The organism is Nonomuraea turcica (genome assembly GCF_030718205.1).
GTDB lineage: Bacteria > Actinomycetota > Actinomycetes > Streptosporangiales > Streptosporangiaceae > Nonomuraea.
The window spans coordinates 288542-309493 of record NZ_JAUZQF010000006.1; the positions used below are offsets into that span (position 1 = coordinate 288542).

Annotated in this window: 23 protein-coding genes; 9 read left to right on the forward strand and 14 right to left on the reverse strand. The window is 67.9% G+C overall.

Features of this window, described 5'->3' with window-relative positions:
- Positions 1-239 precede the first annotated feature (239 nt).
- Both Q9G87_RS18135 and Q9G87_RS18140 read left to right on the forward strand, forming a co-directional pair.
- A complete protein-coding gene (locus tag Q9G87_RS18135; RefSeq protein WP_305917547.1) occupies positions 240-1541 on the forward strand; it encodes an MATE family efflux transporter in 1302 nt (433 codons plus the stop codon).
- A gap of 100 nt (positions 1542-1641) precedes the next feature.
- Entirely contained in the window at positions 1642-3105 is a 1464-nt protein-coding gene (locus Q9G87_RS18140; protein WP_305917548.1) for an APC family permease, read from the forward strand.
- On the opposite strand, the gene Q9G87_RS18145 is transcribed toward Q9G87_RS18140, so the two are convergent.
- The 7 genes from Q9G87_RS18145 to rpsF all read right to left on the reverse strand — a co-directional run bounded on the left by Q9G87_RS18145 (position 3102) and on the right by rpsF (position 7633).
- A complete protein-coding gene (locus tag Q9G87_RS18145; protein WP_305917549.1) occupies positions 3102-3845 on the reverse strand; it encodes an amino acid ABC transporter ATP-binding protein in 744 nt (247 codons plus the stop codon). The genes Q9G87_RS18140 and Q9G87_RS18145 overlap by 4 nt on opposite strands.
- The gene (locus Q9G87_RS18150; RefSeq protein WP_305917550.1) at positions 3842-4681 is read right to left on the reverse strand and encodes an amino acid ABC transporter permease; all 840 of its coding nucleotides are present in this window, start codon (positions 4679-4681) and stop codon (positions 3842-3844) included. Before Q9G87_RS18150 ends, Q9G87_RS18145 begins: the two co-directional genes overlap by 4 nt.
- Complete coding sequence (locus Q9G87_RS18155) at positions 4678-5535, reverse strand: ABC transporter substrate-binding protein (RefSeq protein WP_305917551.1); 858 nt, start codon at positions 5533-5535, stop codon at positions 4678-4680. Before Q9G87_RS18155 ends, Q9G87_RS18150 begins: the two co-directional genes overlap by 4 nt.
- Before the next feature lie 400 nt (positions 5536-5935).
- Entirely contained in the window at positions 5936-6382 is a 447-nt protein-coding gene (gene rplI / locus Q9G87_RS18160; protein WP_305917552.1) for a 50S ribosomal protein L9, read from the reverse strand.
- Between the two features lie 15 nt (positions 6383-6397).
- The gene (gene rpsR / locus Q9G87_RS18165) at positions 6398-6634 is read right to left on the reverse strand and encodes a 30S ribosomal protein S18 (protein WP_020543048.1); all 237 of its coding nucleotides are present in this window, start codon (positions 6632-6634) and stop codon (positions 6398-6400) included.
- A 63-nt stretch (positions 6635-6697) separates the two neighbouring features.
- Positions 6698-7264, reverse strand: a complete 567-nt coding sequence (locus Q9G87_RS18170; RefSeq protein WP_305917553.1) for a single-stranded DNA-binding protein — start codon at positions 7262-7264, stop codon at positions 6698-6700.
- A gap of 78 nt (positions 7265-7342) precedes the next feature.
- Positions 7343-7633 (reverse strand): 30S ribosomal protein S6, encoded by a 291-nt coding sequence (rpsF, locus tag Q9G87_RS18175; RefSeq protein WP_055504125.1) that lies wholly within the window; start codon positions 7631-7633, stop codon positions 7343-7345.
- A 190-nt stretch (positions 7634-7823) separates the two neighbouring features.
- On the opposite strand from rpsF, the gene Q9G87_RS18180 reads away from it, so the two are divergent.
- Positions 7824-8138 (forward strand): UbiA prenyltransferase family protein, encoded by a 315-nt coding sequence (locus tag Q9G87_RS18180; protein WP_305917554.1) that lies wholly within the window; start codon positions 7824-7826, stop codon positions 8136-8138.
- Between the two features lie 52 nt (positions 8139-8190).
- Here Q9G87_RS18180 and Q9G87_RS18185 read toward each other — a convergent pair whose 3' ends face one another.
- The gene (locus Q9G87_RS18185; RefSeq protein WP_305917555.1) at positions 8191-8367 is read right to left on the reverse strand and encodes a hypothetical protein; all 177 of its coding nucleotides are present in this window, start codon (positions 8365-8367) and stop codon (positions 8191-8193) included.
- A gap of 123 nt (positions 8368-8490) precedes the next feature.
- Here Q9G87_RS18185 and Q9G87_RS18190 point away from each other — a divergent pair, with 123 nt between their 5' ends.
- Positions 8491-9234, forward strand: coding sequence for a deoxyribonuclease IV (locus Q9G87_RS18190; protein WP_305917556.1), 744 nt, complete (start codon positions 8491-8493; stop codon positions 9232-9234).
- A gap of 63 nt (positions 9235-9297) precedes the next feature.
- On the opposite strand, the gene Q9G87_RS18195 is transcribed toward Q9G87_RS18190, so the two are convergent.
- From Q9G87_RS18195 to Q9G87_RS18205, 3 genes are read right to left on the reverse strand one after another with little or no spacing between them, the layout of a single operon-like run.
- Positions 9298-10362, reverse strand: coding sequence for a mannosyltransferase family protein (locus Q9G87_RS18195; RefSeq protein ID WP_305917557.1), 1065 nt, complete (start codon positions 10360-10362; stop codon positions 9298-9300).
- On the reverse strand, positions 10359-11681 hold the full coding sequence (locus Q9G87_RS18200) for a glycosyltransferase family 87 protein (RefSeq protein ID WP_305917558.1): 1323 nt from the start codon (positions 11679-11681) through the stop codon (positions 10359-10361). The genes Q9G87_RS18195 and Q9G87_RS18200 overlap by 4 nt, the downstream gene beginning before the upstream one ends.
- Positions 11678-14035 (reverse strand): transglycosylase domain-containing protein, encoded by a 2358-nt coding sequence (locus tag Q9G87_RS18205; RefSeq protein ID WP_305917559.1) that lies wholly within the window; start codon positions 14033-14035, stop codon positions 11678-11680. Before Q9G87_RS18205 ends, Q9G87_RS18200 begins: the two co-directional genes overlap by 4 nt.
- A 3-nt stretch (positions 14036-14038) precedes the next feature.
- Between Q9G87_RS18205 and Q9G87_RS18210 the strand changes: the two genes are divergently transcribed.
- The gene (locus Q9G87_RS18210) at positions 14039-14260 is read left to right on the forward strand and encodes a hypothetical protein (RefSeq protein ID WP_305917560.1); all 222 of its coding nucleotides are present in this window, start codon (positions 14039-14041) and stop codon (positions 14258-14260) included.
- A 124-nt stretch (positions 14261-14384) separates the two neighbouring features.
- Here Q9G87_RS18210 and Q9G87_RS18215 read toward each other — a convergent pair whose 3' ends face one another.
- Positions 14385-14771, reverse strand: a complete 387-nt coding sequence (locus Q9G87_RS18215; RefSeq protein ID WP_305917561.1) for a DUF5318 family protein — start codon at positions 14769-14771, stop codon at positions 14385-14387.
- A 135-nt stretch (positions 14772-14906) separates the two neighbouring features.
- Between Q9G87_RS18215 and Q9G87_RS18220 the strand changes: the two genes are divergently transcribed.
- A complete protein-coding gene (locus Q9G87_RS18220; RefSeq protein WP_138667899.1) occupies positions 14907-15497 on the forward strand; it encodes a PadR family transcriptional regulator in 591 nt (196 codons plus the stop codon).
- 13 nt (positions 15498-15510) lie between these two features.
- The gene (locus Q9G87_RS18225; RefSeq protein ID WP_305917562.1) at positions 15511-16590 is read left to right on the forward strand and encodes an inositol-3-phosphate synthase; all 1080 of its coding nucleotides are present in this window, start codon (positions 15511-15513) and stop codon (positions 16588-16590) included.
- Between the two features lie 314 nt (positions 16591-16904).
- Here Q9G87_RS18225 and idi read toward each other — a convergent pair whose 3' ends face one another.
- Positions 16905-17489, reverse strand: coding sequence for an isopentenyl-diphosphate Delta-isomerase (gene idi, locus Q9G87_RS18230; RefSeq protein WP_305917563.1), 585 nt, complete (start codon positions 17487-17489; stop codon positions 16905-16907).
- 93 nt (positions 17490-17582) lie between these two features.
- Between idi and Q9G87_RS18235 the strand changes: the two genes are divergently transcribed.
- Positions 17583-18887, forward strand: a complete 1305-nt coding sequence (locus tag Q9G87_RS18235; protein WP_305917564.1) for an MFS transporter — start codon at positions 17583-17585, stop codon at positions 18885-18887.
- Here the strand turns inward: Q9G87_RS18235 and Q9G87_RS18240 are convergent.
- On the reverse strand, positions 18838-20238 hold the full coding sequence (locus Q9G87_RS18240; protein ID WP_305917565.1) for a CCA tRNA nucleotidyltransferase: 1401 nt from the start codon (positions 20236-20238) through the stop codon (positions 18838-18840). The genes Q9G87_RS18235 and Q9G87_RS18240 overlap by 50 nt on opposite strands.
- 244 nt (positions 20239-20482) lie before the next feature.
- Here Q9G87_RS18240 and Q9G87_RS18245 point away from each other — a divergent pair, with 244 nt between their 5' ends.
- A complete protein-coding gene (locus Q9G87_RS18245) occupies positions 20483-20929 on the forward strand; it encodes an aminoacyl-tRNA deacylase (RefSeq protein WP_305917737.1) in 447 nt (148 codons plus the stop codon).
- Positions 20930-20952 lie beyond the last annotated feature (23 nt).

The window sequence follows — 20952 nt, forward strand, 5'->3', positions numbered from 1 at the left end:
TGTAGTCGACCGGTGTGACAGTTTCGCGGAGTCGGGGTCCGTCGGCAACGTGGCCTGTGGACAACCCTGTGGTCAAGCTGTGCACTACCGGCCCCAGGGTGTGAACGGCCTGTGGACGGGGCTGGGGATAACTCTTTCCGATATTCACCAAAGTGCCGCTGAGCTGGGAGAACAGTGTCCACCGGCTGTGGAGAAAAGAAAGTTTCGCCGACACAGCAGGTAAGGGCCATAATAGACAAATGCTCATTACACCCAGAGACCGGGAGATTCTGCGGCTGGCCGTACCGGCGTTCGGCGCGCTGGTGGCCGAGCCGCTCTTTCTTCTCGCCGACTACGCCATCGTCGGGCACGCGCTCGGCACCACGGCGGTAGGCGCTCTGGGTGTGGCGGGCACGGTCCTGGCGGCGCTGATGAACCTGTGCGTCTTCCTCGCCTACGGCACGACGGCTGCCGTGGCCCGGCAGACCGGCGCGGGAGAGCATACGCGGGCGATGCGCAGCGGTGTGGACGGCATCTGGCTGGCGCTGGGCATCGGGGTCGCGCTGATCGCGGTGTTCTGGCCGCTCGCCCCCGCGGTCGTGGAGTTGTTCGGGGCGAGCGCGGGGCAGAGCGCGCAGGCCGTGACGTACCTGCGCATCAGTTTGCTGGGCGCGCCCGGCATGCTGGTCGTGCTGGCGGGCACGGGCGTGCTGCGCGGACTGCAGGACACGGTCACGCCGCTGGTCGTGGCCATCGGCTCGTTCGCGCTCAACGCGGCGCTCAACGCCTGGTTCGTGCTGGGACTGGGGTGGGGTATCGCCGGGTCGGCGTGGGGCACCGTGCTGGCGCAGACGCTCGGTGGGGCCGTCTACCTGGTCGTGGTGGTCAAGGGTGCGCTGCGGCTCGGCACGCCCCTCACGCCCGGGCTGGCCGGGCTCAAGCAGGCAGGTACGGCGGGGTTCGCACTGTTCGTCCGCACCCTCTGCCTGCGGATGGTGGTGACCGTTGGCACGATGATCGCCACGAGGATGGGCGAGGCCGAACTGGCCGCGTACGCCCTCGCCACCCAGGTGTGGACGTTGCTCGCCTTCGCGCTGGACGCCATCGCCATCGCCGGCCAGGCCATCACGGGACGTGCGCTCGGGGCGGGAGACGTCGCCGCCACCAGGGCCGCGACCAAGCGCATGGTGCAGTGGGGCGTCTGGTCGGGGATCGTGTTCGGCCTGCTCGTGCTCGCCGCCGGGCCGGTGTTGCCGGGGTTGTTCGACGCCGAGCCGCGGGTCGCCGAGCTGCTGCTGGCCCTGTTGTGGCCGGTGGCGCTGTTCCAGCCGGTGTGCGGGGTGGTGTTCGTGCTCGACGGCGTGCTGATCGGCGCCGGCGACCAGCGTTACCTGGCCTGGGCAGGGGTGTGGGCGACGCTGGCGTACTTGCCGGCTGCCTTCCTCGCCTCCGGCCTGGGCGTCGTCGTCCTGTGGTGCGCGCTGGGGGTGTGGATGATCGCGCGGCTGATCACCCTCGTACGCCGCGCCGCCGATGACGCCTGGCTGGTAACCGGGGCGTAGGCGCCGTACGGCCTGCTAGTAACCGGGGCGTAATCGTCTCGTGCTTGCTGTTGTCCAAGTGGTGAGACATTGTGGGCGATGTCCCTGAGCGGGGTGTTCCTTGTCCACGATTCTGCGACGACTGCCGCCTTCCGAAGCGACCGGCTTACGCACCGGCGCCCGGCACAGCCTGGCCGAGCTCTACCGCCCGGCGGACCTGGTGGTGCTCGGGCTCGGTGTGATGATCGGCGCGGGCATCTTCTCCATCGCCGGTCAGCAGGCCGCCACCACGGCCGGCCCCGGCGTGATCCTCTCCTTCATGATCGCGGGGATCGCCTGCCTGCTGGCCTGCCTGTGCTACGCCGAGCTGTCGTCCACGATGCCGACCTCGGGCAGCGCCTACACCTTCACCTACGTCATCTTCGGCGAGGTCTGGGCCTGGATCATCGGCTGGGCGCTGATCCTGGAGCTGCAGTTCGCCGTCGCCGTCGTGGCCAGGGCATGGGGCCTGATCGCGGTCGGCGCGATCGCCAACCTCGGCGTCCGCGTGCCGGATCCCGACCTCGTCGCCGACATCCTCGTGCTCGTGATCCTGGTGCTGCTCACCGGCATCGTGGCGCTGAGCGCCAGGGTCGGGTTGCGCGCGCTGTGGGTCATGGTGTCGGCCAAGCTGCTGGCCATCGGCGCGGTCATCGTCGTCGGCCTGCCGCACCTCGACGCCGCCAACTTCGGCGAGTTCTACGTGCCGCCCAAGACGTTGACGACCGCGCCGGCCACCGTGCTGGAGGTCCTTGTCGGCGAGAGCAGCGCCTTCGGCTGGTTCGGGATCTTCTCGGCGGCCTCGGCCATCGCGTTCGCGTACATCGGCTTCGACGTCGTGGCCACCGCCGCCGAGGAGACTGTCAACGCGCCGCGCGCGGTGCCCAGAGGCATGATCCGCAGCCTGGTGATCGCCACCGTCATCTACATCGCGGTGGCGCTGGTCATGATGGGCATGGTCTCGTACACGAAGATCTCGGTGGAGGCGCCGCTGGCCAGCGCGTTCCGCGCGGCCGGCGTCGGCTGGATGGCGCACGTCATCGACGTGGGCGCGGTGCTCGGGCTGACGACGGTGATCATCGTACTGATCGTGGGGCAGACGCGGGTCTTGTTCTCCATGGCCCGCGACGGGCTGATCCCCCGGGGCCTGGCCATGGTCAGCCGCCGCTACCACACGCCGTCGCGGGTGACGCTGGTGATCGGGCTGGTTGCGATCGTGCTGGCCGAGTTCGTGCCGGTACTCACGCTGCAGGAGCTCGTGGTGATCGGGACCCTGTTCGCGTTCGCGTTCGTGGCCGCCGGGGTGATCGTGATGCGGCGTCGCATGCCGCATCTGGAGCGTGGATTCCGCGTGCCGCTCTCGCCGCTGGTGCCGGCGCTCTCCCTGGTGGCCACGCTCTGGCTCATGGTGAACCTGCGGGTGCTGACCTGGGCGTACTTCGTCCTGTGGATGGCCTTCGGCCTGCTGGTCTACCTCGTGTACGGCCGCCGCCACAGCCTCCTGGGCCGCCCGGTCGAGACCCCACGCGGCCGCCACCGGCGCTAGAACCTCCTCGTCTCCAGCACGCTTCGCAGGAACTCCCTGGTCCTGGCGTTCTCGGGGTCCGTGAAGATCTTGTCCGCGGGCCCCTTCTCGAGCAGCACACCACCGTCGAGAAAGCACACCGTGTCCGAGATCTCGCGGCAGAAGCCCATCTCGTGCGTCGTCAGGATCATCGTCATGCCCGACTCCTTGAGCTCCCTGATGATCCCCAGCACCTCGACCACCAACTCGGGGTCGAGTGCCGAGGTCACCTCGTCGAGCAACATCAGCTTGGGCTGCGTGGCCAGCGCCCGGATGATGGCCACCCGCTGCTGCTGCCCGCCCGACAGCCGGTCGGGGTACGCCCGCGCCTTGTCCGCCAGCCCGAACCTGGCCAGCAGCTCGTGCGCCTGCTCCTCGGCCTGCTCCTTGGCCACGCGGTGCACCTGGCGGGGCGCGAGCGTGATGTTGTCCAGCACCGTCATGTGCGGGAACAGGTTGAACGCCTGGAACACGATGCCCAGCCGCTTGCGCACGTCGTCGACGTTCACCCGGGGGTCGGTGATCTCCTCACCATCCAGGAAGATCATGCCGTCGTCCACCGTCTCCAGCAGGTTCACGCAGCGCAGCAATGTGGACTTGCCCGAGCCGGAGGCCCCGATCAGGCTCACGACCTCGTGCGGATGCACCTCCAGGTCGATGCCGCGCAGCACGTGGTGGCCGTGGAAGTTCTTCCACACCCCGTCGATCGTCAGAAGACTCATGCGCCCCGCCTCCTGCGGGTGCGGGCGGCCAGGTGGTCGGTGAGCCTGGCCATGGGGATGGTGAGCAGGATGAACAGCAGCGCCGCCGCCAGATAAGGCGTGTAGTTGAACGTGCTGGCGACGTGGATCTGCGCCTGCCTGAGCGCCTCGAGCGGGCCGATGGTGGCCACCAGCGCCGTGTCCTTCTGCAGCGAGACGAAGTCGTTCAGCAGCGGCGGCACGACCCTGCGGGTGGCCTGCGGCAACACCACGAACCGCATGGTCTTGGCATGGCTCAGCCCGAGCGAGCGGGCCGCCGCGACCTGGCTCGGGTGGATGGACTCGATGCCGGAGCGGAACACCTCGGCCACGTACGCGCCGTACGACAACGTCAGCGCGATGATGCCCAGCGTCGCCAAATCGGACGGAATGCCCTGCAGCCTGAGCGCCGGCAGCCCAAACCCGATCAGGTAGATCACCAGGATGGTCGGCACGCCGCGGAAGACGTCGGTGTAGAGCGTGGCCAGCGCTCTGACGGGGAAGAACGCAGGCGTCTTGATCCCCCTGGCCAGCGCCACCAGCAGCCCGACCACCAGGATCAGCACCTCGGCGATCAGGAAGATCTTGACGTTGAGCAGGAACCCGCTCAGCACGTCCGGCCACGCCGAAACGAACCACTCGGCGTTGAAGAACGTCTCCCGCACCCGCGGCCAGCCCGGCGAGCTCGTCACGGCCCACACGACCAGGACGATGAACAGCAGCGTCGAGGCCGTCGCGATGGAGGCCGAGCGGCGGGCGTACGACCTGCGTACCTGCTCACGCTGGAGTTGCCGCTCGGATTTGACCAAGTCGCTCATTTCAGCTCGGGAGCGCCCACGGCCGAGCCGAGCCACTGCTGTTCGATCTTGGCCAGCTCACCCTTGGACTTCAGCGCGTCCACGGCCTTGTCCACGCACGGCTTGAGCGCGCTGCCCTTCTCCATGACCAGCCCGAACTCCTCGGGCGTGCCGCCCGTCGAGCTGAACTGGCCCACGATCTTGGAGTCTTCCACCTGCGCGGCCGTCACGTAGAACGCCGTCGGCAGGTCCACGACCAGCGCGTCCACCTGCTTGTTCTTCAGCGCGTTCACGGCGTCGATCTGCTCGTTGTACACGTTAGGGTCGTCCGCCGGCTGGATGATCTCCTTGACGGCGGACAGCGAGGTCGTGCCCACCTGTACGCCGATCTTCGCGTCCTTCAGCTCGGCCAGGCTCTTGGCCCCGGCGTACTTACCGCCCTCAATGGCCACGACAGCCTGCTTGACCGTGTAGTAGCCCTTGCTGAAGTCGACCGCCTGAGCCCGCTCAGGAGTGATCGACACCTGGTTGATGTCGAAGTCGAACTGCTTCTCACCGGGCGCGAACGCGGAATCGAACTTGACGGTGCTCCACTGCACCTCGCTCCGATCGAAGCCGAGCTCCCCCGCCACGGCAAAGGCCACAGCACCCTCGAAGCCCTGCCCGTTGCTCGGGTCGTCGTCCTTGAACCACGGCTCGAACGCCGGTTTGTCCGTCCCGATCGTCAGCTTTCCGGGATTGATGAGTGCGAGCTGCTCCTTGGTGCAGGCAGTGGACGTCGCCGGACTGGCTGACGTCGTGCTCGCCGTGTTGTCCACAGGTGCACAACCGACGACCGCCACGGCCAACGCAAGCAGCATGAAGGAACGGGCCATGGCCTTGCCTCCAGGGGGAAACGTGCTAAGAACTAAGGCATTCTATGCTGCATCTGCCACGGCAATCGGCCAGGCTGGGCTCGCGTAACGGCGCTCAGCCGGTGAAGGGTCAGAGGCCGTTCCCTGGAGGGCCATCAGCCGAAGTCCGGCGAGTGGCGGGCCACGGCACCGCGTAACAAAGAAAAGGGCGAGCGACCACGGCGGCGCAACAGACCACGGCGCTGTAACAGACCACGGCGGCGCAACAGACCACGGTGCTGCAACAGACCACGGCGGCGCAACAGACCACGGTGCTGCAACAGACCACGGCGGCGCAACAGACCACGGTGCTGCAACAGACCACGGCCGCACATGAAAAGGGCCCCGCTCCTGACGGAGGGGGCCCTGATCACACAACGGGTCAGCCCGCGACGACCTCAACATCCACAGAGGCGGAAACCTCGGGGTGGAGCTTGACGGTGACGCGGTGGGCGCCGACGCTCTTGATCGGGTTGGGGATCTCGATGCGGCGGCGGTCGAGCTGGGGCCCGCCTGCGGCCTTGACCGCGTCGGCGATGTCGCCCGTCGTGATCGAGCCGAACAGGCGGCCGGACTCACCCGCGCGGGTGGTCAGGCGCACCCGCAGGGCGCCGAGCTGGCCGGCGACCTCCTTGGCGGTGCCCAGGTCGCGGATCTCGCGGGCGTCACGAGCCTTCTGGAGGGTCTCGATCTGCTTCTCGGCCCCGCGGGTCCAGCGCATGGCGAAGCCACGCGGAATGAGGTAGTTACGGCCGTAGCCGTCCTTGACCTCGACGACGTCGCCAGGGGCGCCGAGGCCGGAGACCTCGTTGGTGAGGATGAGCTTCATATCGACAAGTCCTCCTTAGCGCGCGGTGCTCGTGTAGGGCAGCAGGGCCACCTCACGGGCGTTCTTGATCGCGGTCGCCACGTCGCGCTGGTGCTGGGTGCAGTTGCCCGTCACCCGGCGCGCACGGATCTTGCCGCGGTCGGAGATGAACTTCCGCAGCAGCGCCGTGTCCTTGTAGTCGACGTAGGAGATCTTGTCGTGGCAGAACAGGCAAACCTTCTTCTTGGGCTTGCGCAGTGCCGGCTTAGCCATCGTGGTGCTCCTTTCAGAGCCCCGCCTTTGGGGCGGGAATGGACTCGGACTTGTGGATGTGGACTAGAAGGGAGGCTCGTCGCTGAAGTCGTTGCCGCCGCCGCCGCCGAAGCCGCCGCCGCTGGCCTGCTGGCCACCGCCGCCGTAGTTGCCGCCGCCACCACCCTGGTAGCCGCCGCCCCCCTGGGGCGGGGCGGGGGTCGCGGAGGCCCACGGGTCGTCGGCCGGACCGCCGCCGAAGCCGCCGCCGCCACCGCCCTGACGGGAGGTGCGGTTGACCTTGGCGGTGGCGTTGCGCAGGGACGGGCCGACCTCGTCGACCTCGACCTCGTAGACCGTGCGCTTCTCGCCTTCCTTGGTCTCGTAAGACCGCTGCTTGAGCCGCCCCTGCACGATGACCCGCATGCCGCGCTGGAGGCTCTCGGCGGCGTTCTCCGCCGCCTGCCGCCACACGTTGCAGGTCAGAAAGAGGCTCTCGCCATCCTTCCACTCGTTGGTCTGGCGATCCATGAACCGCGGAGTGGATGCGATGCGGAATCGAGCCACCGCTTGCCCCGTCGGGGTAAAGCGCAGCTCCGGGTCGTCGACGAGATTGCCGACGATGGTGATTACGGTGTCGCCTGCTGCCATGGCTAGCGCTCGCCTTCCTGCACGCCTTCGCTTGGGTTACGGCTCAGACTACGGGTGTTCCCCGACAAAAAGCCGGGGTTAGTGCACGTCCGGACGCAGGACCTTGGTGCGCAGGATGCCCTCGTTGAGGTTCATCTGGCGGTCGAGCTCCTTGACCGTCGCGGGCTCCGCCGACAGGTCGATGACGGCGTAGATGCCCTCGGACTTCTTGTTGATGTCGTAGGCGAGCCGGCGACGGCCCCAGACGTCGACCTTCTCCACGGTGCCGCCGTCATTGCGGACCACGGTGAGGAACTGGTCGAGGGACGGCGCGACGGTGCGCTCATCGAGCGAAGGGTCCAGGATGACCATTACTTCGTAACGACGCATGCGGACTCCAACCTCCTCTGGACTCTTGCGGTCACGACGCTCTGCCGTGACAGGAGGACGCTGACGTTTGGACCGGGGCACCCACTTCGGTGCCTCGGGGCGACGGGTCACCCATCACAACGCAGCTTGTCCAGGTTACCAGCCACGAGTACGTGGGAAGGCCTCTAGGAAACCTAAGGGGGTGGTGGCTGTGCCACATGTGCTCCAACCCTCCGAGAGGGAGCGGTTCAGGCTCACGCTCAACACGGACGGACGTTCACACCCCGTCGAGAACGTCCTGGCCGTCGTCACATTCGTGTGCGGCGTCGTAGCGTTCGTCTCGACGTTCTGGACCTCCGCGCACGCCATCTCGGCCTGGTTCGGCACATTCGGCTTCGGCGTGGGTCTCTACTCTCAATACCTCTCCGCGACCACGCCGCAACGTTCGCTCAACATCGTCGGACTCGTGGGATCGTTCGTGGGGGCCGCGCTCGGCATCGCCCACGGCGGATTCCTCCCCCACTGACGAGGGACGGCCCCGGTTCCATGGGAATTCCGGGGCCGTTCTCCTGTGTCGTTCATCCAATGTGCAGATCTATGCCGAGCAGGACCAGGAACCAGAGGAACACCGCGAGCAACGCCTCCGCGAGGTCCCTCAGCAGCCCGACCGTGATGTAGTCGTAGACCCAGGCCACGTAGATCCCGATCGCCACGTAAATGAATAAGATCAGCGCCCGCCAGCGCCAGCCTGCCATATCGTTTCTCCTCGGGTAGGGGGCGCCTTGCGACTGCCCTGACGCTGTCAGAGCAAACGCGCTCATGGTCGCGCTCGCACGGGGCTCCGCCCCAGGCTCGCCCCTCCGGTTAAGCTCGGGGGCATGGTGCGCATCGGAGCTCATGTCGATCAGGACGACCCCGCCGCTCACGCCGAGGCGGTCGGGGCCGAGGTGGTGCAGTTCTTCCTCGGCGACCCCCAGGGATACGACAAGCCCGTGCTGCCCGCCAAGCCGGTCGAGGGCGTGGACATCTACATCCACGCGCCTTACCTGATCAACGTGGCGACCACCAACAACCGCATCAGGATCCCCAGCCGCAAGCTGCTGGAGCAGCACCTGCAGGCCGCCGCGGGGCTCGGCGCCAAGGCGCTGATCGTGCACGGCGGCCACGTCAACAAGGACGACGACCCCCAGAAGGGGTTCGACAACTGGCGCAAGGTGTTCGAGCGCATGGAGTGCCCGATCCCCGTCCTGATCGAGAACACCGCGGGCGGCGGCAACGCGATGGCGCGCAAGCTGGAGCGCATCGCCCGGCTCTGGGACGCGCTCGACGGCTTCGACGTGGGCTTCTGCCTCGACACCTGCCACGCCCACGCGGGCGGCGAGGAGCTGGTCGACCTGGTCGACCGGGTCAAGGCCATCACCGGCCGCATCGATCTGGTCCACTGCAACGACTCGCGCGACGACTTCGACTCGGGCGCCGACCGCCACGCCAACCTGGGCCAGGGGAAGATCGACTCTGAGCTGATCCTGGCGGTCTGCCGGGCGGCCGGGGCGCCGATCGTGGTCGAGACGCCCGCCGTCGGCCAGGCTGACGACATCGCGTTCCTGAGGAAAAACCTCTAGGCAATACACACAGCCTGTGGATAACTTCCCTGGATTACCGAGACGGAGAAGCGGGTATACGTATCAGCCCGCCCACGCCCCACTGAGGAACCGGGCGGTGTTCACGATCATGAGCGGCCCCGAGATCAGCCCGTAGAGCGCGAGCACCCACGCCTTCCTCGTCCCGACCTTGGCGACCAGCACCCACAGCGGGAACCACAACACCAGCGAACGCGGGATCGACAGGTAGTACGCCGAGGTCATCAGCGCCGCGGCCTGCGCCCCCGTATAGGCCAGCTCGCTCCACCGACGCAGCACGAGCAGCCACACCAGCACCGCCACGGCCACCACGGCTCCGGCGATCTCCATACGGAAGGCCACCGCGAAGTCGTCGGTCCCCATCGCCGAACGCCATGTCGTCTGCCACGCCTCCCACGGCCACTCGAACTCGCGCCCCCAGCCGGACTCCTGCGCGTGCTTCCACGCCAGCCAGTCACCCGACCTGCTGTAGTGGTAATACGAGTACGCCATCAGCGGCAGGAACGGCACGACCAGCCAGCCGGCCCGCCGCGGCGACTCACGGCTCACGGCGAACTCCACGACGAGCGCGAGCGCCAGGAACAATCCCGTGATCCGCACGCACGAAGCGCCCGCCGCGAGCAGCACGGCCTGCGCCCAGTGTCCCTGCCTGGCGGCCAGCCACGCGGGAATGGCGAAGGCCAGGAAGAGCGCCTCGCTGTAGCCCGCGACCAGGAACACCGCCATGGGGAAGGCCAGCAGCGCCAGCACCGCCATCCACCCGTTCGCGCCCTCGAACTCGGCCAGCCTGGCCAGCGCCACCATGGCCACCGCGCCCGCGACCAACGAGACCAGCAGCCCGGCCGCCGCCCAGTCCGGCACCATGAAGTGCACCAGCCGCAGCACCGCGGGCAGGCCGGGGAAGAACGCGGGCAGCCCTTCGTCCGGCGGCCTGCCGGGCTCGCCGTCGTAGCCGTACTGGGCGATCGTGATGAACAGCCCGGCATCCCACTTGCGCCACTTATCCAGGTATTCGCCCAGCGTCGCGCCGAACAACGTCGCGATCAGCAGCCCCGCCCGCGAGCCGAACCAGAGCAGCAACGCGTCCCGGCGGGCCGAGCGGGTGATCATCGTACGGCGGACGCCAGCGTGAACCGATCAGGCGCGTCGTCGAAGACACCGCCCCCTTGGTCGTCGATGTCGGCCTGCCTCACCACGTCCTTGTCCGGCCGCAGGATGTCCCGCACCACGAACGCCATCATGATCCCGATGGTGATGATGCGACCCCAGACGGCTGTGAAGTACGTGTCATCACCGATGCCCAAGTCGTCCCGGTCCAGCGGCGGCTGGGACAGCAGATAGAGCCAGATGGCGGCGAAGTACCAGACCTCGGCCAGCTGCCAGAGCGCGAGCGGCTTCCAGTTGGGCCTGGCCAGCACGGCGAACGGCACCAGCCAGAGCACGAACTGCGGCGACCACACCTTGTTCGTCATCATGAAGGCGGCCAGCGCCAGGAAGCAGATCTGCGCCAGCCGCGGCCGGCGCGGCGCGGCCAGCGTCAGCACGGCGATGCCCAGGCACAGGAGGGCCAGCGACACCATGCCGAGCGTGCTGACGTCCCACTCACCGAGGATGGGCCAGCCCTTGTTCTGGAAGAACAACCACGGCGAGCCCCAGTCGATCCCGCGCTCCTGGGAGAAGACGTAGAACCGGCGCCACCCCTCCCAAGCGAAGATCATGAACGGCGCGTTGACCACAATCCATGCGCCCACCGCCGAGGCCATCGTGACAAGGAACGGCCGCCATCGCCCGGTACGCCACGTGAGCAGGAACAACGCGCCCACGAACATGAGCGGGTAGAACTTCGTCGCGATCGCCAGCCCCAGCAGCACTCCGGCCAGCACGTGCCGGCGCCGCGCCCAGGCCAGCAGCATGCCCATCGACAGCGCGCCCGCGACAAGGTCCCAGTTGATGTACGCGGCCAGCACCACGGCCGGCGAGATCGCGTACCAGAGCGCGTCCCACCGCCGCGTCGGCCCGGCCACCGCCGCCATCAGCAGCACGCCGGCCACGAGGCACATGCCGAGCAGGATCACCGTCAGGTCGTAGAACCTGACCGCCTGCGCGACCCTGTCGACCTCCAGAGCCCGGGCGATCCAGCTGATCACCTGCATGACCTCGCCCAGCACCACCGGGTACTCGACCTGCTTGTCGAAGGTGACGTTGGCGAAATAGGGGTTTTCGGTGGCCAGTTGCCGGTCGAAGTAGAGAGGGTAGATGTCGGTGTAGCAGAAGTTCGTGTATGTCGTGACCTGGTCGTTCCAGCCCCCGGTGCGGCACGGCAGCCGCACCACGTACGCGAGCGTCGCCCCCAGGGCCGCGATCACGCCCAGGGGAAGGTACGGCACGGCACGCGCCAGCAGGGGGACGCGTGCCTCAGTGCTCGTCACTGCCCCTCTATCCGGCCAGAGGGCCGCGGGGCCGGCGCCACGCCGCCGCCCAAGCCGCCTCCGTCGTCGCCGCCCTGCGGGAACCCGTCGTCAGTGGTGCCGTCGTCGACGGGAGGCCCGCCTCCGTTGTCGGTGTTGCCGCACGGAGGGAAGAGGCAACCGTTGTCGCTGTTGCCCGGGTCGTCGGCGAACGGGTCATCATCGGTGAACGGATCGTCGTCGGCGCTGGGCGTCGGCGTGGGCGTCGGGCTCGGCACGATGTTCTCGGGTGTGCCGATCTCGGCCTTCTGCGGGAACTGCTCGATCGGCTTGCCCTCGTGCGCGAGCAGCATGAACTTCCGCCACGCGGCGGTGGGCGGACCGGCGCCCTCGAACTCCAGGGACACCTCGTAGGGCGTGGTGTACGGATTGGCCGGCGTGTACTTCTTCTCCTTGGCCGGATCCTTGCCCCGGTACCACGGGCAGTTGTTGTGCTGGGGCTCGACCACCTTGCCGGTCTTGGTCCTGCACTCCTCGCGGTAGAAGCCGACCGCGGTGGAGTATTGAGGCGTGTAACCGACGAACCAGGCGCCGTTCTCGTCGTTGTTCGTCCCGGTCTTGCCGGCCGCCGGGCGGCTGCCCAGGCCCTGGCCCCTCGCGGTGCCTCTCTGGAGGACCGCCTGCATGGCCACCGTGGCGTCGGCCGCGACGCCGGGGTCGACGACCCGCTTGCTGACCATCTGCTCGCGCCAGCCGACCCTGCCGGTGGGGTCCCTGACTTCCTTGACCACGTGATAGCGGGTGTACTTGCCGCCGTTGGCGAAGATCGCGTAGCCGGCGGCCTGCTCGACCGGGGTCACCGGGGCACTACCGATGGCGAACTGATACTGGTGGTCCGCGATGTCCTTTTCCATGTCCTTCTGGTTGAACCCGGCCGCCTCGACGAGGTTCTTCAGGTCGTCGATCTTGTTGGGCAGGGCGTAGGCCATGGAGACGAACGCGGTGTTGACCGAGTCGGCGGTGGCCTTGACCACGTCGACGGCGCGGCCCACGTTGTGGCTGTTCCTGATGCCGCGCTCGAAGCCGGGGATCTTCTCCGGCACCGTCTCGCTGCCAGGCACGTAGCTCTTGAGCGAGTAGCCGGCCTGCAGCCAGGCGGCCAGCACGTACGGCTTGAACGCGGAGGCCGCCTGCTTCTTGGACTCGAAGGGCTCGTTCCACGGGTCGGTGACGTAGTCGGAGCCGCCGTAGAACGCCACCACGCGGCCGTTCCTCGGGTCCACCGCGGCCAGTCCGGCGTGGAACTCCTTGTTCATCCCCCTCATCGTGGTCGTGACGGCCTCCTTCGCCGCCTGCATGAGATCCTTGTCGAAGGTGGTGACGATCTTGTAGCCGCCGCTCTCGATCTCGTCGGAGGTGAGGCCGCGGGGCTCCAGCTCCCTCAGGACCTCCTCCACCATGTAGCCCTTGAGGCCGCCCAGCACGTTGCTGTCCTTGTACTTCGTCGTCTTCGGGAACTGAGCGGTCTGCTTGAGCTGGCCGTACTTGTCGGGCCAGAGCTCGGCCATGTTGTCGATGACGTTCTTGAAGCGGGCCCTGAGCGCGGGCTCGTCGGCCTGCCAGTTCGGCTGCTGGATACGCGCGGCCAGGTAGGCGCTCTGCTCGGGGGTCAGCTTCGCGGCGGTGACGTGCTTGCCGAAGTACGCCCTCGCGGCGGCCTGGACGCCGTAGGCCCGGCCGAAGTTGACCGTGTTCAGATAGGTCTGAAGGATCTCGTCCTTCGACATGGTGTCGTCGAGCTTGACGGCCACGAAGATCTCGTTGACCTTACGCTTGATCGACACTTCCTGGCTGAGGCCGTCGAAGTAGTTGCGGGCCATCTGCTGGGTGATGGTCGAGGCGCCCTGGAGCTGCTGGCCGGTCGCGGTCATCCACAGGGAACGAACCATGCCGGGGATCGAGATACCGGAGTCTTCATAGAAGGTCTGGTTCTCGATGGCGATCGTCGCGTCCCTGACGGTCTGCGACATCTGGTGGAGCTTGACGCTCTCACGCTTCATGCCGAGCCGGGCGATCTCTCTTTTTCCGTCGCTGTAATAAATCGTGCTCTGCTGCGCGGTCGCCGCGTCCTGGGTGCCGGTGGGCACCTCGGTGTTGGCGTACGCCACCATGATCATGCCGAAGAGGCCGGCCATGATCACCACGACGCCGGCCACGATGACCTTCCAGCTGGGCACGAACCTGCGCCAGCCCCCGCCACCGCGGGTCTTCTTCGGCGGCCCCGGTGGGCCGGGCGGCTCCGGTGGCCCGCTCTGCGCCGCCCGCCTGCGCGAGCGCCGGGGACCCTCGGCGACCATGGTGTCCTGATTACTCACCGTGTGCGTGTCCTGACGGGCACGCGAACGCGAGCGGGGCGGCGGCGGCTGCTCACCGCGCTGGGGCGCGGGGTCCTCACGCCGGGGCGGCGGGCCGTCGTACGGCTGCGCGGCCATGGCGCCCGTCTGCTCGAAGGCGGCTTCCGGACGACGCTGCGCCTGGCCGGGACCCCCGGGGGATTCGCCGGTTTGCGGTGGAGAACCCTGGGGCACAGAACGGGATGAGCTGGACCGACGGCGCCTTCCTGGGCGAGCCGTCCCCTCATTCATGCTGTTACTCACACGTCCTCGCACTGTCGTCGGAACAAAAACGGCGGTTGGGCGTGAGGTTCCTCGCCGCCCTCGATCTTCACGCTTGGCCGTTGAGGTCAGGCGGTCCGTTGCCGAGGACGTACGAAACCGTCAGGTGGTTCCAGGAACAACCTTGGCAGACCTCGACGACGTACACCCGGAACTCATCGTAATCATGAGCCATGGCGACGAGTTCCGATGCGACCTTTGCCTGTCCGGCATGCCGTCCGAGCGCATCCCCGTAGACATAGGTCACGTTGGTGACGTTCTCCCTCTCGCAGACCGGGCAGAGGCGTTCGGTTGGCTCGCCGAAGTGGCGCGCCGCGCGAAGGAGGTAGGGCTGTGCGTCACAGAGGTCGCCGCGCGAGGTACGCCCGGCGCGGAAGGAGCGGACCACCGCCCTTTTTGCGAGGCCGTAATCCACCACCCTTCGCTGTGACCACATGAGCGTCAGACTACGGCGTTTCTGCGGATCGTCCCAACGACTTGGCAAATCAGCAGATTGCAGCGATATAGCGAGGAGACGTATCCTGGAGATGTATCGGCTCGATACATCGACGCGAGAGGAGGGCGGTTCCCCATGGCCGGCGGACAGGGCAGGGTCTTGGAACTGGCCGTGCTCGGGTCGCTGCACGAGACTCCCCTCCACGGCTATGAGCTGCGCAAACGGCTCAACGCCCTGCTGGGGATGTTCCGCGCGTTCTCCTACGGCTCGCTCTACCCTTGTCTTCGATCGCTTCTGGCCCAGGGGCTCATCGCGGAGGAGCAACCTGCTCCCGCCACGATCGTCGGGGGCAGATCAAAGATCGTTTACAAGCTGACCGCGGAGGGCAAGGAACGGCTGCAGGAGATGCTGACGCAGGCCGGGCCTTCCGCGTGGGAGGACGAGAGCTTCGGTGTGCACTTCGCGTTCTTCCGGCACACCGAGGCAGAGGTGCGCTTGCGCATACTCGAAGGCCGCCGTAGCCGGCTTGAGGAGCGGCTCGACGCCGTGCGGACGGCGCTGGCGCGCACCAGGGAGCGCCTCGACAGTTACACGCTCGAGCTGCAGCGTCATGGGCTCGAGTCGGTCGAGCGCGAGGTGCGCTGGCTGAACGAGCTGATCGCAACGGAGCGTCGGGCCTCCTCTGAGGAGAGGCCCGAAAGAGATACCACGTCAACTGATGAGTAAGGGAGCGAGTGCGATGGGTTCGGTTCGCGTGGCCATTGTCGGTGTCGGCAACTGCGCGTCGTCGCTGGTCCAGGGCGTTCACTACTACAGGGACGCCGACCCGGACGTACGGGTCCCGGGCCTGATGCACGTGAAGTTCGGCGACTACCACGTCGGCGACGTCGAGTTCGTCGCGGCGTTCGACGTTGACGCCAAGAAGGTCGGACGGGATCTGTCCGAGGCGATCGTCGCCAGCGAGAACAACACGATCAAGATCACGGATGTGCCGCCGCTGGGGGTGACCGTCCAGCGCGGTCATACCTTCGACGGCCTGGGTGAGTTCTACCAAGAGATCATCGAGGAGTCCGACGAGGCGCCCGTCGATGTGGTCCAGGTGCTCCGGGAGGCCCAGGTCGACGTCCTGGTCTCCTACCTTCCCGTGGGCTCGGAGGAGGCGGACCGTTTCTACGCGCAGTGCGCCATCGACGCGGGTGTGGCGTTCGTGAACGCGCTGCCGGTCTTCATCGCCTCCGACCCGGAGTGGGCGGAGAAGTTCACCGAGGCCGGGGTGCCGATCGTCGGCGACGACATCAAGTCGCAGGTCGGCGCCACGATCACGCACCGCGTGCTGGCCAAGCTGTTCGAGGACCGTGGCGTTGAGCTGCTGCGCACCTATCAGCTCAACTTCGGCGGCAACATGGACTTCATGAACATGCTGGAGCGCAAGCGGCTCCAGTCCAAGAAGATCTCCAAGACGCAGTCGGTCACCTCGCAGATCCCGCACGAGATGGGCAAGGCCGACGTGCACATCGGGCCGTCGGACCACGTGCCGTGGCTGGACGACCGCAAGTGGGCGTACGTGCGGCTCGAGGGGCGGTCGTTCGGCGACACTCCGCTCAATCTCGAGTACAAGCTCGAGGTTTGGGACTCGCCCAATTCGGCCGGCATCATCATCGACGCCGTCCGGGCCGCCAAGATCGCGCTGGACCGGGGCATCGGCGGGCCGATCCTGTCGGCGTCGTCGTACTTCATGAAGTCGCCGCCCCAGCAGTTCTCCGACGATGAGGCTCGGGACTACGTCGAGAAGTTCATCCGGGGTGAGGTCGAGCGCTGATCCGCTGACCACCCTGTCCACGGCGCCGCGCCCACGCTCGGGGGCGGCGCCTTGCGTTTCCCGGTCCACGCCTGTTTCCTGGCGCACCTTCGCTCAGGTGCATCCCTGCACACGGACACGCCTCACACGCATAGGGCGCCGACGACTGGGCGACATCGCCACTCGGCCGCCCATGGGCCAGCATCGCGAATCTGCATCCCCGCCACTTACGCCCACCTGCCCCGGCCGGCCTGTGAACAAGCGCGCTGTCGAGTCGCGCGGGTCCTGAGGGAGAGTCGGGGAACTCGGCGGGCAGGCCAGGGGCGTGGGACCGGCTAGAGGCGGGCCGCCAAGGGGAGGTCGGCCGGCGAGGCGGGTTTCCAGGTCAGCGGGTCGGAGCCGAGCTCCATCAGCAGCGGCACCTGCTCCCGGCACCAAGGCGAGATCGCCAGCAGCCCGCTCTGGACCCCCTCGGCGAACTCCTTCCACGGCATCCACCGCGCCTCCCCCACCTCCTCCGGGTTCGGCGCGACGGGACCGTCGACCATGACGCGATAGACCGGGCAGAGCTCGTGCTCGACAATGCCGTTGGCCATGACGGCCCGGTAAGCGAAGGCGGGCAGCAGCAGATCCACCCGCTCGGCCGCGAGCCCGAGCTCGTAGGAGAGCCGGCGTACGACGGCCCACTCCAGCGCCTCCCCGGGCAGCGGGTGACCGCAGCAGCTGTTGGTCCAGACCCCGGGCCACGTGAGCTTGTGATCGGCACGCCTGGTGAGCAGTACGTGGCCTTCATGATCGAAGACGTAGCTGGAGAACGCCAGATGGAGCGGCGTCTCGCGACCGTGCACCGACGTCTTGGGCGCGGTGCCGAGCGCGCGGCCGTCACGGTCGACCAGCACGACGTGTTCCTCGATCGTCACGCTATGAAGCGTACGAGATCATGACGACCACTTGGAACCCTGTGCCTACCAGTGCCTCATCCTAGAGGACGGCCGCTTGGCTAGGCTGGCGGCGTGTCATTCGTCGCCGACCTCCGCGTGGTGCTCCGCGGCAGAGATTTCAGAAGGTTGTTCGGCACGCGACTGGTCTCCCAGTTCTCGGACGGGATCTTCCAGTTCGGCGTGACCGGCTTCGCCTTCTTCAGCCCTGAGAGCCAGACGACCGCGCTCCAGGTGGCCGCGGGCCTGGCGGTGCTGCTGTTGCCGTACAGCATCCTCGGCCCGTTCGTCGGCGTGTTCATCGACCGCTGGTCGCGGCGGCAGATCCTGGTGGTGGCGCCGTTCGTGCGCGGCGCGCTGCTGCTGGTCGCCGCCGGGCTCGTGGCGGCCGACGTACCCGACGCCGCTTTCTACGGGGCGGCGCTGGCGGTGCTCGGCGTCAACCGGTTCTTCCTGGCCTCGCTCGGCGCCTCGCTGCCGCACGTGGTGCCCGCCGACCGGCTCATGGCGGCCAACGCGGTCGTGCCCACGTCGGGCACCGTGGTGACGTTCTTGGGCGCCGGGGTCGGCTTCCTGCTGCGGAAGGTCTTCGGGGGCGACGACCAGGGCGTGGCGCTGCTGCTGATCATCTCGGGCGTGGTGTTCGGGCTGAGCGCGCTGGTCGCGCGGACGATGGACCGCCGCCTGCTCGGGCCGGAGTCCGACCCCAGCAGGCCGCAGGCGCGCGAGGCGGTGCGCCATGTGGTCGCCGGCCTCGTGGACGGCGCGAAGCACCTGGTCAATCATCGCGTCGCGGCCGCCACCATAGGCGCGATGGCCGCGCACCGCTTCTTCTACGGGATGGCGACCGCGCTGGGCATCATCCTCTACCGCTACTACTTCTACGACGGCGACCCCGACGCCGCGCTGGGGGGAGTCAGCCTGGTCGTGGCCACCTCCGCCGTCGGCTACTTCCTGGCCGTGATCGTCACCCCGTACGCGACCGAGCGGTTCACGATCGAGCGCTGGGTGCCGATCGCGCTGTCGGCGGCCGGCGTGCTGACGGCGGCGCTGGTGCTGCCGTTCCAGGAGTGGGGGCTGCCGATCGCGGGGTTCGTGCTGGGCGTGGCCGGGCAGAGCGTCAAGATCTGCGCCGACACCACGGTCCAGCGCGATGTCGAGGACATCTACCTGGGCCGCGCGTTCTCGATCTACGACATGCTGTTCAACGGCATGTACGTCCTCGCCGCGGGCCTGTCGGCGATGATCCTGCCCGCGAACGGCAAGTCCTACCTCGCGGTCGCCATCGCCGCGATCGGCTACCAGATCGCGGCGATGGCCTACCGGATGATCACGCGCCCGCGGCGTTCGCCCGCGCCCACTCCTGCAGGGCCTCGGTAGCCGCCTCCTTGCCGATCATGCCCTTGTCGAGCCTGAGCTCGAGCAGGAACTTGTATGCCTGCCCCACCACCGGCCCGGGCCCGATGCCCAGGATGCGCTGGATCTCGTTGCCGTCGAGCTCAGGCCTGATCTTGGCCAGCTCTTCTTCCTCGGCGAGCCTGGCGATGCGCTCCTCGAGGTGGTCGTAGGTCCGCGACAGCGCGGCCGCCTTGCGCTTGTTGCGCGTGGTGCAGTCGGCCCTGGTCAGCTTGTGCAGCCGGTCCAGCAGGTGCCCGGCGTCGCGTACGTAGCGGCGCACGGCGCTGTCGGTCCACTCGCCCGTCCCGTAGCCGTGGAAGCGCAGGTGCAGCTCAACCAGCCGGGCGACGTCGGACACCACGTCCTTGGGGAACTTCAGCTCGCTCATGCGCTTCTTGGTCAGCTGAGCGCCGACCACCTCGTGGTGGTGGAACGACACCCGCCCGCCCGCCTCGTGACGGCGGGTCTTCGGCTTGCCGATGTCGTGCAGGAGCGCCGCCCAGCGCAGGATCCGGTCCGGCTTGCCGTCCTCCTCCTGCGCGATGGCCTGGTCGAGCACGGTCAGCGAGTGCTCGTAGACGTCCTTGTGCCGGTGGTGCTCGTCGATCTCCAGGCGCAGCTTGGGCAGCTCGGGCAGCACGTGCGCGGCCAGTCCGGTCTCCACCAGCAGTCGCAGGCCCTCCCGCGGGTTGGCGCCGCAGACGAGCTTGTCGAGCTCGTCGCGGATGCGCTCGGCTGAGACGATCTCGATGCGCTCGGCCATCGCGGTCATGGCGGCCACCGCCTGCGCGTCCACGGCGAACCCGAGCTGCGAGGCGAACCTGGCGGCACGCAGCATGCGCAGCGGGTCGTCACCGAACGACTGCTCGGGGGTGCCGGGCGTGCGCAGCAATTTGGCCGCCAGGTCGCCGAGCCCGCCGTACGGGTCGACGAACGCGTGTCCCGGCAGGCGCACCGCCATGGCGTTGACCGCGAAGTCACGCCGCTCCAGATCGGTCTCCAGCGTCTCGCCGTACATGACCTCGGGCTTGCGCGACTTCGGGTCGTAGGCCTCGCTGCGGTAGGTGGTGATCTCGAGCAGCCAGTTGCCCTTGCGCAGGCCGACCGTGCCGAAGTCGATGCCGATCGTCCACACCGCGTCGGCCCAGGCCCTGATGATCTCCAGCACCTGCTCGGGGCGGGCGTCAGTGGTCAGGTCGAGATCGTTGCCGCTGCGGCCGAGCAGGAGGTCGCGCACGGGACCGCCCACGAGGGCCAGCTCGTGGCCCTTCGCAGCGAAAAGGCGGCCGAGCTCGTCGGCCACCGGGGCGATCTTGCGGAACAGGTCGGTCATGGCCCGCTGCTGGCTTTCGGTCAAAGTTGAGTCGGACAAACCGGGTCGGGTCCTTTGTCGGTCTGAACTTCCGGAACATATCCCCCGAGCCACACCGGGTCCGGGTTACCGTCGGTCAAGGGACCGTCGGGGGCCATGGCAACGAGGCTGAGGCTAGGAGGTCTATATGAAGGACGCCCTCGCGATCCACCGCTGGCTCCTCGCACACCAGGTCCATCATGAGATCGTACGCCTTCCGCGCCCTATGACTTGCGCGGACGAACTACCCGAGACGCTCTCCGCCGCGCCCGAGAGGTGCCTGATGGTCACGGTTTTCGAGGTCGCCACCAGGGTCGGCGGCGAGGCCGTCGTCGCGGTCGCCTCCTCGGTCGCGACTCCCCCACGTCCAGGAGCCGTAGGCGGACTGCTGGGCATGCGCCAGGTGCGGCCGGCCCCGGCCCACATCGTCAACGCGGCCACCGACTACGCCCACGGGCTGGTCTGCCCGCTGCTGCTGCCGGAGTCGCTGCCGATGCTCATCGACGACCGGCTACGCGCCGACACCGAGCCCGTCTTCTCCGCCACCGGCGAACGCCACACCGCCCTCGCCATTCGCGCGCTCGACCTGCTGACCCTTCTGCCAGGCAAGACGGTCGACCTGTGCAGCACACGCCCCAGAGGATCACGTGAGGCGGTCGCGCGGCGGCACTGAACCCGTAGCATTGCGGGCGTGCG

Excerpts from the sequence above, each read along its gene's own strand:
- Q9G87_RS18135 (WP_305917547.1), top strand. The coding sequence starts at position 240 with ATGCTCATTACACCCAGAGACCGGGAGATTCTGCGGCTGGCCGTACCG.
- Q9G87_RS18225 (WP_305917562.1), top strand. The coding sequence starts at position 15,511 with ATGGGTTCGGTTCGCGTGGCCATTGTCGGTGTCGGCAACTGCGCGTCG.
- Q9G87_RS18150 (WP_305917550.1), bottom strand. The coding sequence starts at position 4,681 with ATGAGCGACTTGGTCAAATCCGAGCGGCAACTCCAGCGTGAGCAGGTA.
- Q9G87_RS18240 (WP_305917565.1), bottom strand. The coding sequence starts at position 20,238 with ATGACCGACCTGTTCCGCAAGATCGCCCCGGTGGCCGACGAGCTCGGC.
- rpsR (WP_020543048.1), bottom strand. The coding sequence starts at position 6,634 with ATGGCTAAGCCGGCACTGCGCAAGCCCAAGAAGAAGGTTTGCCTGTTC.
- Q9G87_RS18170 (WP_305917553.1), bottom strand. The coding sequence starts at position 7,264 with ATGGCAGCAGGCGACACCGTAATCACCATCGTCGGCAATCTCGTCGAC.
- Q9G87_RS18220 (WP_138667899.1), top strand. The coding sequence starts at position 14,907 with ATGGCCGGCGGACAGGGCAGGGTCTTGGAACTGGCCGTGCTCGGGTCG.
- Q9G87_RS18195 (WP_305917557.1), bottom strand. The coding sequence starts at position 10,362 with ATGATCACCCGCTCGGCCCGCCGGGACGCGTTGCTGCTCTGGTTCGGC.
- Q9G87_RS18185 (WP_305917555.1), bottom strand. The coding sequence starts at position 8,367 with ATGGCAGGCTGGCGCTGGCGGGCGCTGATCTTATTCATTTACGTGGCG.
- rplI (WP_305917552.1), bottom strand. The coding sequence starts at position 6,382 with ATGAAGCTCATCCTCACCAACGAGGTCTCCGGCCTCGGCGCCCCTGGC.
- Q9G87_RS18215 (WP_305917561.1), bottom strand. The coding sequence starts at position 14,771 with ATGTGGTCACAGCGAAGGGTGGTGGATTACGGCCTCGCAAAAAGGGCG.
- rpsF (WP_055504125.1), bottom strand. The coding sequence starts at position 7,633 with ATGCGTCGTTACGAAGTAATGGTCATCCTGGACCCTTCGCTCGATGAG.
- Q9G87_RS18190 (WP_305917556.1), top strand. The coding sequence starts at position 8,491 with ATGGTGCGCATCGGAGCTCATGTCGATCAGGACGACCCCGCCGCTCAC.
- Q9G87_RS18155 (WP_305917551.1), bottom strand. The coding sequence starts at position 5,535 with ATGGCCCGTTCCTTCATGCTGCTTGCGTTGGCCGTGGCGGTCGTCGGT.
- Q9G87_RS18245 (WP_305917737.1), top strand. The coding sequence starts at position 20,483 with ATGACTTGCGCGGACGAACTACCCGAGACGCTCTCCGCCGCGCCCGAG.
- Q9G87_RS18145 (WP_305917549.1), bottom strand. The coding sequence starts at position 3,845 with ATGAGTCTTCTGACGATCGACGGGGTGTGGAAGAACTTCCACGGCCAC.